Source organism: Sphingobium sp. (assembly GCF_041987595.1).
Classification (GTDB): Bacteria; Pseudomonadota; Alphaproteobacteria; order Sphingomonadales; family Sphingomonadaceae; genus Sphingobium.
The window spans coordinates 1-14,150 of record NZ_JBHIWJ010000008.1 but is presented as its reverse complement, the minus strand read 5'-3'; the positions used below and the strand labels follow the sequence as shown (position 1 = coordinate 14,150).

Sequence of the window (14,150 nt, the reverse complement as noted above, 5' to 3'; positions counted from 1 at the left end):
GCAGGGACTTGAGCCTGCCCGCCCGACAGCCCCTTTCTGCCGTCATTCAGGCCACGGCCTCGCCGTCAAGCAACCAAGGGAACCGGACCGATCATGGCAAAGACCAAGTTTTTCCGCGTCGCAGTCGAAGGTGCGACCGTCGATGGCCGCGTCATCGAGCGCGCATGGATCGAGCAGATGGCGGCCAGCTATGACCCCGCCACCTACACGGCGCGGATCAATTGCGAACATATCGCCGGTTACAGCCCGGATCGCCCCTTCAACGCCTATGGCTCCGTCCTGTCGCTCAAGGCCGAAGAGGTCGAACTGACCATCAACGGCGAAAAGAAGACGCTGCTGGCGCTCTATGCCGAGATCGACGCCAACGATCAGCTGGTCGAGATCAACAAGGCCGGGCAGAAGCTGTTCACCAGCTGCGAAATCCACCCGAACTTCGCCGGTGAGGGCAAAGCCTATCTGGTCGGCCTTGCCGTAACCGATCAGCCCGCCTCGCTGGGCACCGAAGCCCTGAAATTCGCCGTCAAATCCCGCTCGAACGTCTTTTCGTCCGCCCATGAGACGGAAATCGAGATCTTGGCCGGGCCGATCGACGGCGAAGCCATCGGGGAGAGCATCGGGCGCTCGATCCTCGCCTTCTTCAAAAAGGAGAAGAAGGACGATGCTGTCACGCCGCCCGCGCCCAAGCCTGCGAACGACAATAGCTTCGACGTCGAGGCTTTCGGCAAGGTCATGGGTCAGCAGATCGCCGCCGCCGTGAAGCCGGTTGGCGACGCCGTCACCGCCCTCCAGTCCGAACTGACCGCGCTCAAGACCAAGTTGGAATCTACGGAGCAGCAGCAGACCTTCAAGCGCACGCCCGCCACCGGCGGCAACGGCACCATCCAGACCGATTGCTGATCCCGCGCCTCGCCCGACCCAGACCGCCCCGCCCAAATGCCCCACTAGGAGCCAACGCACATGCGTAATTCGACCCGCCTGCTTTTCACCGCCTATGTCAGACAGATCGCGTTGCTGAACGGCGTCGCGAGTGCTTCCGTCAAGTTCAGCGTCGCTCCGGCGGTCGAACAGACGCTGGAAGAGAAAATTCAGGAATCGAGCGACTTCCTCCAGCAGATCAACATTGTCGGCGTACCGGAGCAGTCGGGCGATAAGGTCGGCGTCACCGTGACGCGCCCGCTCGCTGGACGCACCAACACCGCAGGCGGCACGCGCCGCACGCCCACCGATCCGACCGACACCACGGACGACGGCGGCTATTTCTGCCGCCAGACCAATTACGACCACGCCATCAAATACACGAAGCTGGACGCATGGCGGCATAAGCCGAACTTTCAGACGCTGCTGCGCGACGTGATCCTGAAACAGCAGGGCCGCGACCGCATCATGATCGGTTTCAACGGCACATCGGCGGCGGCCACCACGGACCGCACCGCCAATCCGCTATTGCAGGACGTCAATGAAGGCTGGTTGCACAAGGTCCGCACCCATGCCGAAGAGCGCGTGCTGGACGACGGTGCGCTGACGTCCGGTGGCACCAAGGCGATCTACGTCGCTGCTGGCGAAGGTGTCGAAATCGTGGACGCCGACGCCACCAACGTCGCCACCGCCGACGCAGATTTCGCCAATCTCGACGCGCTGGCGTTTGATGCGCTGGATCTGCTCGACCCCTGGCATCGCTCGGACACCGATCTGGTGGTCATCGTGGGCTGGAAGCTGGTCAAGGACAAGTATCTGAACCTGCTGCAAGCCGCCGGTGACACCGCGACCGAACGCGAGGCCGCGAGCCGCATCCTGACGCTGCCCATGCAGCTGGCGGGCAAGCGCGCGATCATCGTGCCCTTCTTCCCGGAAGACGCGATGCTGATCACTAGTCTCGATAACCTGTCGATCTATTGGCAGGAAGAGACCCGCCGTCGCCAGATCAGGGACGAACCGGCCCTCGATCAGATCGAGAATTATGAATCGGTCAATGAGGATTACGTCGTGGAAGACTATGGGCGCACCGCGCTCGTGGAAAACGTCGTGATGGGCAAGAAGCCCGCCTGATCTGACCCCGCAATCCCCTCCATCTGACAGGACACGCACATGAGCCTCGCTCGCCGCCACAGGGACAGGATCCTTGCTGCCAAAACCGTCGCGTCTGCTCCCGAAGGTGGAGCGGACGCCTCCCCCGCTGTCGCAACTCTCCCGGCAGCGGGGGCGGCCAACTCTTCCCCGGAAGCCCGCGCCGCCGCGCAGATCGGCCTGCGTCTGACGCACGATCTGCGACGCCTCAAGGAAATCCGCTCGATCGACCTCAAGATCGCGGCAAAGCGCGAAATGCTGCCCGAATATCGCGATTGGGTCGCTGGAATCCTCGCCGCCGATGCGGGCGTCGGAACCGGCCTCGCCGCCGAAGTCGTGCCCACCGTCATGGTCTGGCTGATCGACACTGGCGCATATGCCGATGCCCTCGATCTCGCGCCCTTCATCCTCAAGCACAAGGTCGCCATGCCCTCGCGCTATCAGCGTGACGCGGCGACGATCATCGTGGAAGAGATCGCCACCGGCGCTCTTAAGGCGCAAGGCGCTGGCGCTTCCTTCCCTCTCGAAATTCTCGTCCGCGCTTCTCGTCTGACCGCCGCTTTGGACATCCATGACGAAGTCCGCGCCAAGCTGCTTAAGGCCATCGGCATCGAGCAGCTGACCATATGCGAAGGGCTGGTAGTCGAAGATTCCGATGAGGCTTTGAACGCGACCATCGCGACATTGCGCGAGGCCCAGCGCCTGAATGACCGCATCGGCGTCAAGGATCGCATTAAGCGGGCTGAAAAGCTGCTGGCCGCCGTAGCGGCGGCCAAAACGGCGGCTCCATCGAACAACGAACAGGGCGGCGCTGCCGCCTGACAGGCTCGCCCCCGGCGCTCAGGGGCGGATCGCGCGATGCGGGAGGCTTTCGGGCCGCAGGGCCGCACTCTGCCCCGATCCTCACCCCTGTAAGCCGGTGGGCCGAAATCGGAGGACATCATGAGCATCGCAATCGTAATCTGGCTTATTTTCAAGACGCTGCTGATGGCGGGCCTCATCCTTGTGCTGACGCCCATAGGCGTAGCTGCCGCGATCGGCGGGGCCATCATGTTTGACGAGGCTCGCGGCCCATCGGTAGCGGCGGTCAAATTCTGGACATGGCCTTGGGTGCGATGGGTCAGCCTCCTCCTTTGGGCAAAGGCGCTCGCCCTGCTGCTGCTGATCGTGCTGATCATGAACAAGCTCGCGCAGATCCTTTTCCTGTTCCCATGACCTTCGTCGCCCGCCCGTCCGCGTCTGTGATCTATCAGCCGCCCGAAGGGGAAGTGCCTGTCCTCAACGACGGTTTCTTCCCAGACATCGCCCCGGCAGCGGTGCGTGATGCCGCGAGAATCCCGACCAGCATCACGCCCGCGCGGCTGCGCGCCGCCATTATTGGCGCGATCATGACAGCAGGAATCGACCTGCAGCAATTCGCCGCGGCTTCCATCGCAGCCGGGCACGCCTCCCTTGCCGCCGTCCCCGCGCCCCAGCTGGACGGCGAGAGCGTGCAGCTGTTCCGCTATCACCGCGCCGTCGCGCTCTACGCCAAGGCCGAACTGATCGAGCGGCATCCTGACTTCGATACGACCGCAGCGGGAGGCGCGGAAGGCAATGACGCGGCCACGGCGATCGGCAGCCTGCGCCGCGATGCCATGCACGCGGTGCGCGACATTCTGGGGCAGACCCGAACCGTGGTGGACCTCATCTGATGGCATCCGAGCAGCGCCTTGTCGCCCGATCAGGGGACAAGCTGGATCTGCTGCTGTGGCGCGATGCCGGGCTTGGTCCAAGCGAGATTTCCCGCGTCTGCGACGCCAATCCGGGGCTGGCCGATCTTGGCCCCATTCTTCCGCTCGGCACCATCGTCATCGTGCCCGCAACCGCCGACGCAAGCGCAACCCGCGTGCGCCCCCTCATTCAGCTTTGGGATTGATCCATGGACCTGCGCCACCTTCTGGAATCCGCCGCCGAATTGATCGGCTCGCTAACCCCGTCGCTGATCGGTTCCGCCGTCGCGCAGGCGTGGAAGCCCGCCCTGCCTTTCCGCCAGCGCTTCCTCCAGTGGGTGGTTGGATCGACGGTCAGCTATTACGCGACCATCGCCATCATCGCCGTGACGGGATGGAACCACTTTGCCGCGCAGTCGATCGCGTTCGCCGTCGCGCTGCTGGCCTTCGACGCCACCCCCCGCATCGCCAAGGCCGCGATCGACACGCTGACCAGCGTGCCGGGCCGCCTCGCTGACCGCTTCCTGCCCAAAAAGGACTGACCATGCAGCTGTCGCCCAATTTTAGCCTGGCCGAATTCACCGCATCGGCGACCGCCGTCGCGCAGCGGATCGACAACACGCCCAACGCTGCCCAGATCGCCGCCATGCGCCTGCTATGCGTCAAGGTGCTGGAGCCGCTGCGCGCCCATTTCGGGCGGCCCGTCCGGATCAATTCGGGGTTCCGCTCGTCGCGCCTGAACCGCGCCGTTGGGTCGACCGACAGCAGCCAGCATCCGAAGGGCGAAGCCGGTGATTTGGAAATTGTCGGCATCGACAATGTGACCGTGGCGACCTTCATCCGCGACCACCTGCCTTTTGATCAACTGATCCTCGAAAATTACACGCGGGGCCAGCCCAACAGCGGCTGGGTCCATGTCAGCTATCGGGATGGCCGGCTGCGCAAGGACGTCCTGACCTATTCGCGCCGGGCCTATTTCAAGGGGCTACTGGCATGATCGGGAAATCGCACCTCGCCATGGCCGCCGCGCTGGCCGCCTGCACGGCAGGAATCGGCGGCTTCTTCTACGGCACCAGCGTCGGCAGCGCGCAGGAACAGGCGGCGCAGAAACGCGCCGACGATGCGCGGGAGGCCGCCGCCAAGAAGCTACAGGCCCAGCTGGACGCCTCGACCGAGCGCGCACAGGCGGCGGAATATGCCCGGCAGGGCAATGTCAGGGAAATCTACAATGAAACTCAGAAGGTCATCGAAAAGCCGGTCTATCGCAATCTGTGCGTCGATGCTGATGGCGTCGGCCTGCTCGACCGCGCCGCAGCCACGGCCAACAGCGAAGATCTCTGGGGGATTGCTGGCGACACCCGCCCCATTGCCGAAAGTCCAGCGGACTGACGCGGGCGAGATGACCGGGGCGCAATGCCTCGGCAGTCTCACCAGCATTTATGACGTCGCGGGCCAGATCCGCGCCACCCTGATCGAATTGCAGGCGCAGGCCCGCATGGCGAACGGACAGGCGGACTGACGATGCGCAAGGCCGACAGCCTGCGGCAGTGGCTCACCGCCTTCCTGCCCGACCTGAAAACCCACCCTGACCGCCTCCAGATCTATGTGGAAGGCGGGCAGATCGGCACGCGCCAGTCCCGCACGCTGTCATTCGTCTATGCCTATACGCTCAAGGTCGGGATCTGGGAATTTGCCGGGGACGCCGACACGATCATGGTGCCGATGCTGGCATGGATCGAGAAGGAACAGCCCCAGCTGCTGCGCCGCACCGATGCCCAGCCCTTCACCTTTCAGGCCGAACTGCTCGACAGCGAAGCGTCGGACATCCTGATCTCGATCGACCTGACCGAAACCGTCCTTGTCCTGCCCCGCGCCGATGGCAGCGGCTATGACGTCCAGCACCCGGCGGAGCCGAATTTCTGCGACGCCTTCGACGGCGTCACAGCCTCATTCCTTCAGGGCTTCGGCAACACAGAATTGCTGGTTGAGACGTCCGATCCCAACGCGGATCTGACCCCGGCGATTCCGCCGAACGCATGAGCGAGGATCTTGCCGAGATCGAGCGCATTGCCGGGGCGCTGATCCGCAGCCTGTCGTCAGGCCAGCGCCGCACCCTCATGCGCCGCATGGCCCGCACCTTGGCCCAGAGTCAGCGCGAGCGCATCGCCGCCCAGCGCCAGCCTGACGGCTCGAAATTCGAGGCGCGAAAGGAAAAGGCCCCGCCGGTGCCGGGGCGGGGCGCGACATGCTTCCTCTATCCATCCGGCGGCGGCGTCGAGCCGCGCAAGGTCATCATGAAGTCTTTCGCCTGGACGACAGGCCGCATGATGACCGGCTTCGATATTGAGGCGGGCGGGATCCGCTCATTCGAGTTCGACAAGGTCGTCAAATGGCTCCCGGTCCCGGAGGAGCATCGCAACGCGGGCGGCAGCAGCCTGCGCCGCCGGGGTGGCCTGCGTCGCCGCGCCATGTTCCGGCGCTTGGCGAGTGGGCGATTCCTGCGCACCGGCACGGACGATCAGGGCTTCTGGGTAGGTTTTTCCGGCAAGGTGTCGCAGATCGCGGGCGTCCACCAATATGGCCTGCGGGACAAGCCTTCCCTGCGGGCGCAAGCCGTGCCCTATCTGAAGCGCGAACTGCTCGGCGCGACAGCCGCCGATCGCGAGCAGCTGCTGGATCTACTCTATCAACAGATTGCGAGTGGCTAAACTCTTGGACTGCGATGTGAATGCTCTTATGCAGCGCGCATGAGTGAAAAAGTCCACGACCTTCATACATTTATGGCTCAAGTCGCCCTTGAAATGGCCTCGGAATACAAACGCATATTCGAGAAAACGGCTGAGGATCCCGGCACAGCCGGTGATGAAGGGGAAGAAAACTGGGCAACTTTGCTGCGAGAATGGCTTCCGCCGCATTATTTCGTCACTACCAAGGGCAGAATAATCGGGACCGATGGCCGGATGTCTCCCCAAATTGACGTCCTTGTGCTCAAACCCTCCTATCCGTTGAAGCTGCGCGAAAAGAAGGTCTGGTTAGCGGGCGGTGTGGCGGCCGCCTTCGAGTGCAAAACCACCCTCCGATCTGAACACATCAAGGCTTCCGGTGAGAGGTGCGCTAAATTCAAGGCCTTATTCCCTAACCGGTTGGGCAGCCCAGCTGCAGAACTGCGCTCCCCTCTTATATACGGTGTCTTGGCACATTCCCATGCTTGGAAGGCCGGTGCGTCGCGCCCAGCTGAAAATATCGAAACGGCTTTACGAAATGTATCAGAGGCCGCAAATCGTCCCTCTAATTTGATCGACCTTGTCTGCGTTGCCGACGTTGGCACATGGGCACCTTTGCTAGCGGCCTGCTATCGAGCAAGCTGGATGCCAAATGAAGAACAGGCCTTGCGCACACTGTTCGGCGGGGAATGGGGGGTGGGTGGATCACTCTCTGGGGCGACGGTCGCAACTGACGGGCAGAAGACCACCTTTCAGCCGATAGGTGCGATGATCTGCACTCTTACCAGAAGGTTGGCACAAACTGACCCCAGCATTCGGGACATCGCTGATTACTATCGTCTGACCGATCTCATGGGCAATGGATCGGGCGGAATGCAATTTTGGCCTCCGTCCGTTTTCTCCGCTGAAGTCCGCCAAGGAATCGACGGTGGGCGACTGTTGAACACCGGCACATGGGACGAGTGGGAAATGGCTTCCTTCTAAAACGGGATTTGGCCCTCGGCCTTTTGATCCACACGCTAAGTCTTCATTTGGATAGCCGCCTGTCCAAATACAGGGGCATAGCGCACCCCCATAGCCTGCCCCGACATGGCGGCCATGGCCGATGCAACCTTCACCGCCGTTGATCTGTCGCGCCTTCCCGCGCCGGACATAATCGACCCGCTAGATTTCGAAACGATCTACGCGGACGCCGTCGCATTCATGCAGACGCTGATGCCGGAATTTGTGAGCCGGGACAGCGACCCGGCATCCAAGCTGCTCCAGACCTTCGCCTATTTCGCCCAGCTGCTGCGCCAGCGCGTCAACGACGCTGCCCGCGCCGTCATGCCCGCCTATGCGGTGGGCGCGGATCTCGACAACATCGCCGCCCTGTTCGGCATCACTCGCCTGACCATCACCCCGGCGGATGAAGTGCTGGGGATCCCGGCTGTCATGGAGAGCGACGCCGATTTCCGCCGCCGCATGGTGCTGGCACCCGAAGGCTATTCCGTGGCTGGGCCGGAAGGGGCCTATATCTTCCACGCCCTGTCGGCGGACCCCGATGTGCTGGACGCCAGCGCGACCAGCCCCGACCCCGGCGAAGTTCTGGTGTCTGTCCTGTCCCGCACCGGATCGGGCGCGGCGTCCGCCGGGCTGATCGCCACCGTCGCCGCCTATGTCTCCGACGAAACGCGCCGCCCGCTGACCGACTTTGTGACCGTCCAGTCCGCCGCGATCGTCAATTACAACGTCAACGCCACCATCACGACATTCAGCGGTCCCGATGGCAGCGTGGTTCTCGACGCGGCCCGCGCCAAGCTGGATGATTATGTCGCCTCCAGCCACCGCCTTGGCCGCGACATCACTCGATCGGGCATCTTCGCCGCCCTGCATGTCGAGGGCGTGCAGAATGTCGTCTTGACGTCCCCGGCTGCGGACATCGTGATCTCGCGCGAGCAGGCCCCTTACTGCACCGGCATCACGCTCAGCTACGCGGGGACGGGCGAATGACCTATCCGTCCATTCTGCCCCCGGCATCGACCGATCTCGAAAAGGCGCTGGAGCAGGTCATTGCGCGCCTGCTCGACATCGCCGTGCTGGTCAGGGACGTCTGGTCGCCGTCCAACTGCCCCAGCGCCCTGTTGCCATGGCTGGCGTGGGGGCTGTCGCTCGACAATTGGTCGAGCGATTGGCCGGAAGGCGTCAAGCGCGAGCGCGTCCGCAAGGCCATCATCATCGCCCGTCAGAAGGGCACCGCCGCATCCGTGCGCGCCGTCGTCCAGAGTTTCGGCGGCTCGGTCGCTATCCGCGAATGGTGGCAGATGGAGCCGAAGGGTGATCCGCACACCTTCAACCTCGTCCTCAATCTTGACCAGAACGGCGCGCCCGCATCGGCGGCCTTTGTCGATCAGGTCATCGCCGAAGTCAGTCGCGCCAAGCCGGTGCGCAGCCACTTCACCTTCACCCAGGGCATCACCGCCAAGGCCAGCATCGGCCTGATCGCGGCTGTTCGCCCGATCATCTATGCCCGCCTGCCTTGCACGGCGCCGCCCGAAACTCCCGCCCCCTGACCGGAGGAATCATGGCCCTTACCGCTATCGTCACCAATGCGGGCCGCGCCGCGCTTGTAAATGCCAGCAACACCGGCACGGCACCTGTCGCCATCGCGCAGGTCGGCCTTACCGCCACCGCCGTTGTTCCCGGCGTCGGCATTACGGCACTGCCCGGCGAATATAAGCGCATCGCGACGATCTCCGGCGATGTCGTTGCCGACGATACGATCCATCTGATCGTGCGCGACGAGAGCGCGGACGTTTTCACGGTCCGCAGCTTCGCCCTCTATCTGGCCGACGGCACCCTGTTCGCCATTTACGGGCAGGCGGAAGCCATCTTGGAAAAGTCGGCGCAGGCGATCATGCTGCTCGCGATCGACGTGCAGTTCGCCGACGTGGCCGCCACCATGCTGACCTTCGGCGACACCAATTTCCTCAACCCGCCCGCCACGACGGAACGGCAAGGCGTGGTTGAACTCGCGACCGTCGCAGAGGCGCAGGCCGGTATCGACGCCCTGCGCGCCCTGACGCCCGTTGCCGCCAAGGCCGCAATCTTGGGGTGGCTGCTGGCGCAGGATGGTTCCGGCAGCGGCCTCGACGCCGATCTGCTCGACGGGCAGGACGGCAGCTACTATGCGAACATCCCGCAGCGTCTCGGCTACACGCCCGCAAATCGGGCGGGCGACACCTTCACCGGCAACCTCGCGATCTCCAAAATCGGCAGTCAGGAACTGCATTTTTCGGGCACCGGGAACTATAAATGGCGCGCCATCGGGACTAATCTCGCGGGAAGTGGCGGCAATTTTCACCTGCAATACACCACGGACAATTTCGGTTCTTCGTTCGTCAGCGGTTTGATGCTGACACCTGCTGGCATGGCGTCATCGCAGGGTCAGGGCGTCTTTTGGGGACCGAACAACGATGGGGCGGGTTCGGGCCTCGACGCCGATCTGCTCGACGGGCAGGACGGCAGCTACTATTCGAACATCACCCAGCGCCTCGGCTATGTTCCTCTTCCGGTCACTGGCGGCACCATGACGGGCAAGCTGACGCTCGAAAGCGCGGTGCCATGGATTGCGATGTCGGAGACCGATACCGGGAAACAATGGCACGTCATCACCGACGGTTCATCATTTAGCGTTCGCGAAGATACCTCGTCGGGCGCGAACACTAGGCTTCTGATCCAGCCCGGCTCTCTTCGGCTCACCTTGGATAGCACGCTGCAATGGGGAGGCTCCACTGTATGGCATGCGGGCAATGATGGCGCAGGGTCTGGGCTGGACGCTGATTTGCTCGACGGTCAGGACAGTGGCTATTATTCAAATATCCCCCAGCGTCTTGGCTACACACCCGTCAATAAGGCCGGGGACACCATGTCGGGAACGTTGGCCTTCAGCGCTGGGAACCTCGTCTTTTCTTCGGTTCACACCGCTGAGAAGCATGTTGAGTTCGTGCGAGCTGGTCAAACGGCCTATCTCTATGCCAGCAACGTCGCACTGGGCCTCTACGATACGCAATATGGCAGCGTCTGGAATTGGGCTTATGGCGGCGCCTTCTACATCCAAGGCGGCGTTGCCTGGCATTCTTCCAACGACGGCGCAGGGTCGGGCCTTGATGCCGATCTGCTCGACGGCCAGCAGGGCAGCTACTATTCCGACGTGGCTGGCCGCCTCGGCTTCACGCCTGTCCAGCAGGGCGGCGGAACCGGTCAAGGCACCAACAAAATCTATATCGGATGGCACGGACCATCCCTGCGGCTAAAGGGGCAGGTTGATGTCACTGATCTTGGGGCCTTTGTCTTTGACCAGCAGATCGCCAATGTATGGCGCGCTAGCAACGACGGCTCTGGTTCCGGCCTCGACGCCGATTTGCTGGACGGATATCAGGCCACCGATTTTGACCGCATCGTTTCTCAGAACCTCACGGCTAACGGCGGCTATATCGTTTACGCGTCCGGCCGGAAGGAAACGTGGGGCACGATCACGATCGGCCAGGACAGCTATGCAACCTACACGCTGCCTACGGCGCATTCGTCCTGGGTCCATCCGACCTATGGCGTGAATACGGCTGGCGGCAATACTCAAATCCAGCAGAATACCGGCGTTACTGCCATCAACGGTTCGCCTCCGACCAGCATTACTTTTTGGAACGCTGATGACCGCACCGTGACGGTTTGGGTCCGCACTACCGGCGTCTAACCCTCTACAACCCCAAGCACTGGAGTCCCTATGACCGAACTGACAAGCAAAATCGGCGTCTTTGACCCGGAAAGCCGGAGCGTCCCCGTCTCCTTCACCAGCGGCGACATCAAACACGAACGCCGCGTCAACGCCGTGCTGAAAGACGATGGCACTTATGACAGGGCCGCAACCAAAGAGCGCGTTGCAGAAGTGGCGCGTGGCGTCGCGCAAAAGATCGGCCTTGGCGTCATCACCGTGCCGCCGCCGGAACCGGAAATCCCCGCGGTCGAACCGACAGCCGAATAACGACCGACGGCGGCTATGAACGCCGCCGCTCCCCCTTTACGGAGGGGGCTTGGGATGTCCCCACATCTCCAAACCGCGAGCCTGCACTCGCACTCTCAGGGCGGCGCGCCCGCCCGTTTTTGAGTTCCCTCCGTGGCATGCCGCGTCGGGACATCGTGCAGGATTTCCTACATGTCTACCCCTTTTGTTCCCGTTCGCCCCGTTTCGCCCGTCGCCGGATATATCGGCGGAAAACGCAACCTTTCCCGGCGCATATGCGCCATCATCGATAGCGTCCCGCACAGCAGCTATGCGGAGCCTTTCGTGGGCATGGGCGGCATCTTCCTGCGCCGCACGCGCCGCCCCCGCGCCGAAGCGATCAACGACATTTCGGGCGACGTCGTGACGCTGTTCCGCTGCCTTGCCGAACATTATCCCTATCTGGTCGACATGCTGCGATTCCGCGTGGCGAGCCGGGCCGAGTTCGAGCGGCTGCTGGGGCAGGATCCTGACCGCCTGACCGACCTGCAGCGCGCTGTCCGCTTCCTCTATGTCCAGCGCCTCGCCTTCGGCGGCAAGGTGTCAGGCCGGAACTTCGGTGTGGACGCGGCGGCCCCGGCGCGGTTCGACGTCAGCAAGATCGAGCCGATGCTGGCCGATGTGCATGAACGCCTGCAAGCCGTCGTGATCGAGCGCCTGCCCTATGCCGACTTCGTCCGCCGCTATGACCGCGACGGCGCACTGTTCTACCTCGATCCGCCCTATTGGGCATGCGAGCGCGACTATGGTCCTGATGTTTTCGGGCGAGATGACTTTGCCGCACTGGCGGATCAGCTGGCCGGGATCAAAGGCCGGTTCCTCATGTCCTTGAACGATAATGAGGGCGTGCGGGACACCTTCTCCCGCTTCACGATCAGCGGGATCGACACGACCTACAGCGTCGGCGGCAAGCCGACCAAGGCGGGCGAAGTGTTAATCAGCAATTTCCCGCAGCCCGCGAACGATCGCTAGTCACGACGGCCCCCGCATCCTACCAATGACGGGGGCCAAAGCTGCCAAAGCGTAAGCGACCAGTTTTCGCCGATCACGATAGTTTTCTGGCTTCCCCATAGCGGACATAGGCAGACCCCGCTAAATCTAGCGCATGGATGAAATGCAGCTTGAGATATGTCAGCGGTATGGCGCAAAGTTCATGCCGTCCGAAGAGACATACAAGGTCGGTATTTCCGAGAGCGCCCTGCGAGGTGAGTTGCCGCTCAATGGTCTTCGTCATCCACCGGAAAGTGGGACGACAGGATGGTTCATCTGGTCAGGAGAGTGGTCCGATGACCCGGATTTTTTTAGGCCGCTGCATGTTTACCATTTGGAGGAGTATTGTCCGGCGGCATTGCCGTTCATAGCCCTGCCTCCGGGCTGGAGGTTTCTGGTCGCTGAGGGATATGAGGATGTTTGGTCCGACAACGCCCTTCTTAATATCTAAACCCGACCATCCGCTACCCACCCGGTATCGCCGCTCCCGGCCAGCGGATCACTTCGCGCCGCCGATCAGCCGCTGGTCCGGTTACTGGCGAGTAAGCTGCCGATCCGGAACGACCATTTGTCGTCACTCGGCGGCCCATCGTCATCTCTCAGAAGCGGCCACTCGTTCAGGTTCGACCGGCCTATCTTGCAAAGGAAAAGCTGCCGGTCGGCCATCGACCAATCTTGCGCCTGCATGTGTCGGGTGCCACGCGGTAAATGTATAGGCGGAACAGCGGTTCATGGCGCGTGGGTATGGCGTTGTGGGTGATTCGCGATCCAGAGTTAGCGGGCTGGATTACCAAGACGAAGGGCTGACAATATGACCAATGTCCGTCGCCGCATTCTTGGCATACGAGGCGACGATTTTTGATTGTTGGGATGATTAAGAACGATGGAGATAATTCCCGTTGGCTTGATAATATTTAAATTGGTCGTGCTGGGGCTGGGCATGTTTTTCGCCATTAAATGGCATTATGATCAGGATAAGAAGGCCCGTAAGGGTGACGTCATTAGCGCTGTTGGTAAGATCGCCGCGATCTTGGCGGTGTCCCTGATAAGCTTGCTGCTTGCGACCTACGCTGTCGCGATGAAGATGGGCTTGGACCTGACGCTGGCGCGATAGCTTTCGGACGACTTTTGCTCCTGAAGGTCAGCTATCGTCGGTTATCTTCCCAAAGCCGACATTCCGCTACCCCCCCCTTGTTGCCATCAGTCAGATCTGCCCGGCAACGGATGCCCCGGCGGCAACGCCCTGCATTTGGATAGCTGCCTGTCCAAATGCAGGGCCGCGAAAGGTCTGAGCGCCCGCGCCATGGTCCGCGCATGGCAAGCACCCAAGATCCCGAACAGCAGGTCGGCGAAGCGATCCAGTATGGCGTCATCGCGTCGGTCGATCATGCGAACTCGACCTGCACCGTCACGCTCGGCGACCTGACCAGCGGAGAATTGCCGTGGGTCGCCCAGCGCGCGGGAGGGGTGCGCTATTGGTCGCCGCCGTCTGTAGGCGAACAATGCGTGGTGCTGGCTCCCGAAGGGGATCTGGAGAATGGGCTGGTCATTCTGGGCCTCTATTCCGACGATAATCCGCCCCCGTCCAACGACCCCGACGTCGTCCAGATCGATATGCCCGAT

The 14,150-nt window shown here is 62.4% G+C and carries 20 protein-coding genes; all 20 read left to right on the top strand.

All coding sequences use genetic code 11. The features are described from left to right. Positions 1-93 precede the first annotated feature (93 nt). Complete coding sequence (locus tag ACFC3J_RS03745; protein ID WP_375194867.1) at positions 94-897, top strand: GPO family capsid scaffolding protein; 804 nt, start codon at positions 94-96, stop codon at positions 895-897. Between the two features lie 60 nt (positions 898-957). After that, positions 958-2,046: a phage major capsid protein, P2 family gene (locus ACFC3J_RS03740; RefSeq protein WP_375194866.1), complete on the top strand. Its 1,089-nt coding sequence runs from the start codon at positions 958-960 to the stop codon at positions 2,044-2,046. 39 nt (positions 2,047-2,085) lie between these two features. After that, positions 2,086-2,886 carry a phage terminase small subunit gene (gene gpM / locus ACFC3J_RS03735; RefSeq protein WP_375194865.1) on the top strand — a complete coding sequence of 267 codons (801 nt, stop codon included), beginning with the start codon at positions 2,086-2,088 and terminating at the stop codon, positions 2,884-2,886. A gap of 120 nt (positions 2,887-3,006) precedes the next feature. Further along, positions 3,007-3,279 (top strand): hypothetical protein, encoded by a 273-nt coding sequence (locus ACFC3J_RS03730; protein ID WP_375194864.1) that lies wholly within the window; start codon positions 3,007-3,009, stop codon positions 3,277-3,279. Next, on the top strand, positions 3,276-3,758 hold the full coding sequence (locus ACFC3J_RS03725; protein ID WP_375194863.1) for a head completion/stabilization protein: 483 nt from the start codon (positions 3,276-3,278) through the stop codon (positions 3,756-3,758). The genes ACFC3J_RS03730 and ACFC3J_RS03725 overlap by 4 nt, the downstream gene beginning before the upstream one ends. Continuing rightward, entirely contained in the window at positions 3,758-3,982 is a 225-nt protein-coding gene (locus ACFC3J_RS03720) for a tail protein X (RefSeq protein ID WP_103001272.1), read from the top strand. The genes ACFC3J_RS03725 and ACFC3J_RS03720 overlap by 1 nt, the downstream gene beginning before the upstream one ends. Positions 3,983-3,985: 3 nt before the next feature. After that, on the top strand, positions 3,986-4,318 hold the full coding sequence (locus ACFC3J_RS03715) for a hypothetical protein (protein WP_375194862.1): 333 nt from the start codon (positions 3,986-3,988) through the stop codon (positions 4,316-4,318). A gap of 2 nt (positions 4,319-4,320) precedes the next feature. Continuing rightward, positions 4,321-4,773: a D-Ala-D-Ala carboxypeptidase family metallohydrolase gene (locus tag ACFC3J_RS03710; protein WP_103001270.1), complete on the top strand. Its 453-nt coding sequence runs from the start codon at positions 4,321-4,323 to the stop codon at positions 4,771-4,773. After that, the gene (locus tag ACFC3J_RS03705) at positions 4,770-5,165 is read left to right on the top strand and encodes a hypothetical protein (protein WP_103001269.1); all 396 of its coding nucleotides are present in this window, start codon (positions 4,770-4,772) and stop codon (positions 5,163-5,165) included. The genes ACFC3J_RS03710 and ACFC3J_RS03705 overlap by 4 nt, the downstream gene beginning before the upstream one ends. A gap of 132 nt (positions 5,166-5,297) precedes the next feature. Then, complete coding sequence (locus ACFC3J_RS03700) at positions 5,298-5,816, top strand: phage tail protein (protein ID WP_375194861.1); 519 nt, start codon at positions 5,298-5,300, stop codon at positions 5,814-5,816. Beyond that, on the top strand, positions 5,813-6,484 hold the full coding sequence (locus ACFC3J_RS03695; protein ID WP_375194860.1) for a phage virion morphogenesis protein: 672 nt from the start codon (positions 5,813-5,815) through the stop codon (positions 6,482-6,484). The genes ACFC3J_RS03700 and ACFC3J_RS03695 overlap by 4 nt, the downstream gene beginning before the upstream one ends. A gap of 39 nt (positions 6,485-6,523) precedes the next feature. Further along, positions 6,524-7,483 carry a DUF6602 domain-containing protein gene (locus ACFC3J_RS03690; RefSeq protein WP_375194859.1) on the top strand — a complete coding sequence of 320 codons (960 nt, stop codon included), beginning with the start codon at positions 6,524-6,526 and terminating at the stop codon, positions 7,481-7,483. 114 nt (positions 7,484-7,597) lie between these two features. Continuing rightward, positions 7,598-8,491 carry a baseplate J/gp47 family protein gene (locus ACFC3J_RS03685; protein WP_375194858.1) on the top strand — a complete coding sequence of 298 codons (894 nt, stop codon included), beginning with the start codon at positions 7,598-7,600 and terminating at the stop codon, positions 8,489-8,491. Next, a complete protein-coding gene (locus ACFC3J_RS03680) occupies positions 8,488-9,051 on the top strand; it encodes a phage tail protein I (protein ID WP_375194857.1) in 564 nt (187 codons plus the stop codon). Before ACFC3J_RS03685 ends, ACFC3J_RS03680 begins: the two co-directional genes overlap by 4 nt. Further along, entirely contained in the window at positions 9,018-11,231 is a 2,214-nt protein-coding gene (locus ACFC3J_RS03675) for a phage tail protein (RefSeq protein WP_375194856.1), read from the top strand. The genes ACFC3J_RS03680 and ACFC3J_RS03675 overlap by 34 nt, the downstream gene beginning before the upstream one ends. Before the next feature lie 30 nt (positions 11,232-11,261). Continuing rightward, positions 11,262-11,519 carry a hypothetical protein gene (locus ACFC3J_RS03670; protein ID WP_375194855.1) on the top strand — a complete coding sequence of 86 codons (258 nt, stop codon included), beginning with the start codon at positions 11,262-11,264 and terminating at the stop codon, positions 11,517-11,519. Positions 11,520-11,690: 171 nt separating this feature from the next. Next, positions 11,691-12,509 carry a DNA adenine methylase gene (locus ACFC3J_RS03665; protein ID WP_375194854.1) on the top strand — a complete coding sequence of 273 codons (819 nt, stop codon included), beginning with the start codon at positions 11,691-11,693 and terminating at the stop codon, positions 12,507-12,509. A 133-nt stretch (positions 12,510-12,642) separates the two neighbouring features. Beyond that, positions 12,643-12,978, top strand: a complete 336-nt coding sequence (locus ACFC3J_RS03660; protein WP_375194853.1) for a hypothetical protein — start codon at positions 12,643-12,645, stop codon at positions 12,976-12,978. Positions 12,979-13,410: 432 nt separating this feature from the next. After that, complete coding sequence (locus ACFC3J_RS03655) at positions 13,411-13,641, top strand: hypothetical protein (RefSeq protein ID WP_375194852.1); 231 nt, start codon at positions 13,411-13,413, stop codon at positions 13,639-13,641. A gap of 200 nt (positions 13,642-13,841) precedes the next feature. Then, the coding region (locus ACFC3J_RS03650; protein WP_375194851.1) for a phage baseplate assembly protein V at positions 13,842-14,150 on the top strand (309 nt) is incomplete at its 3' end.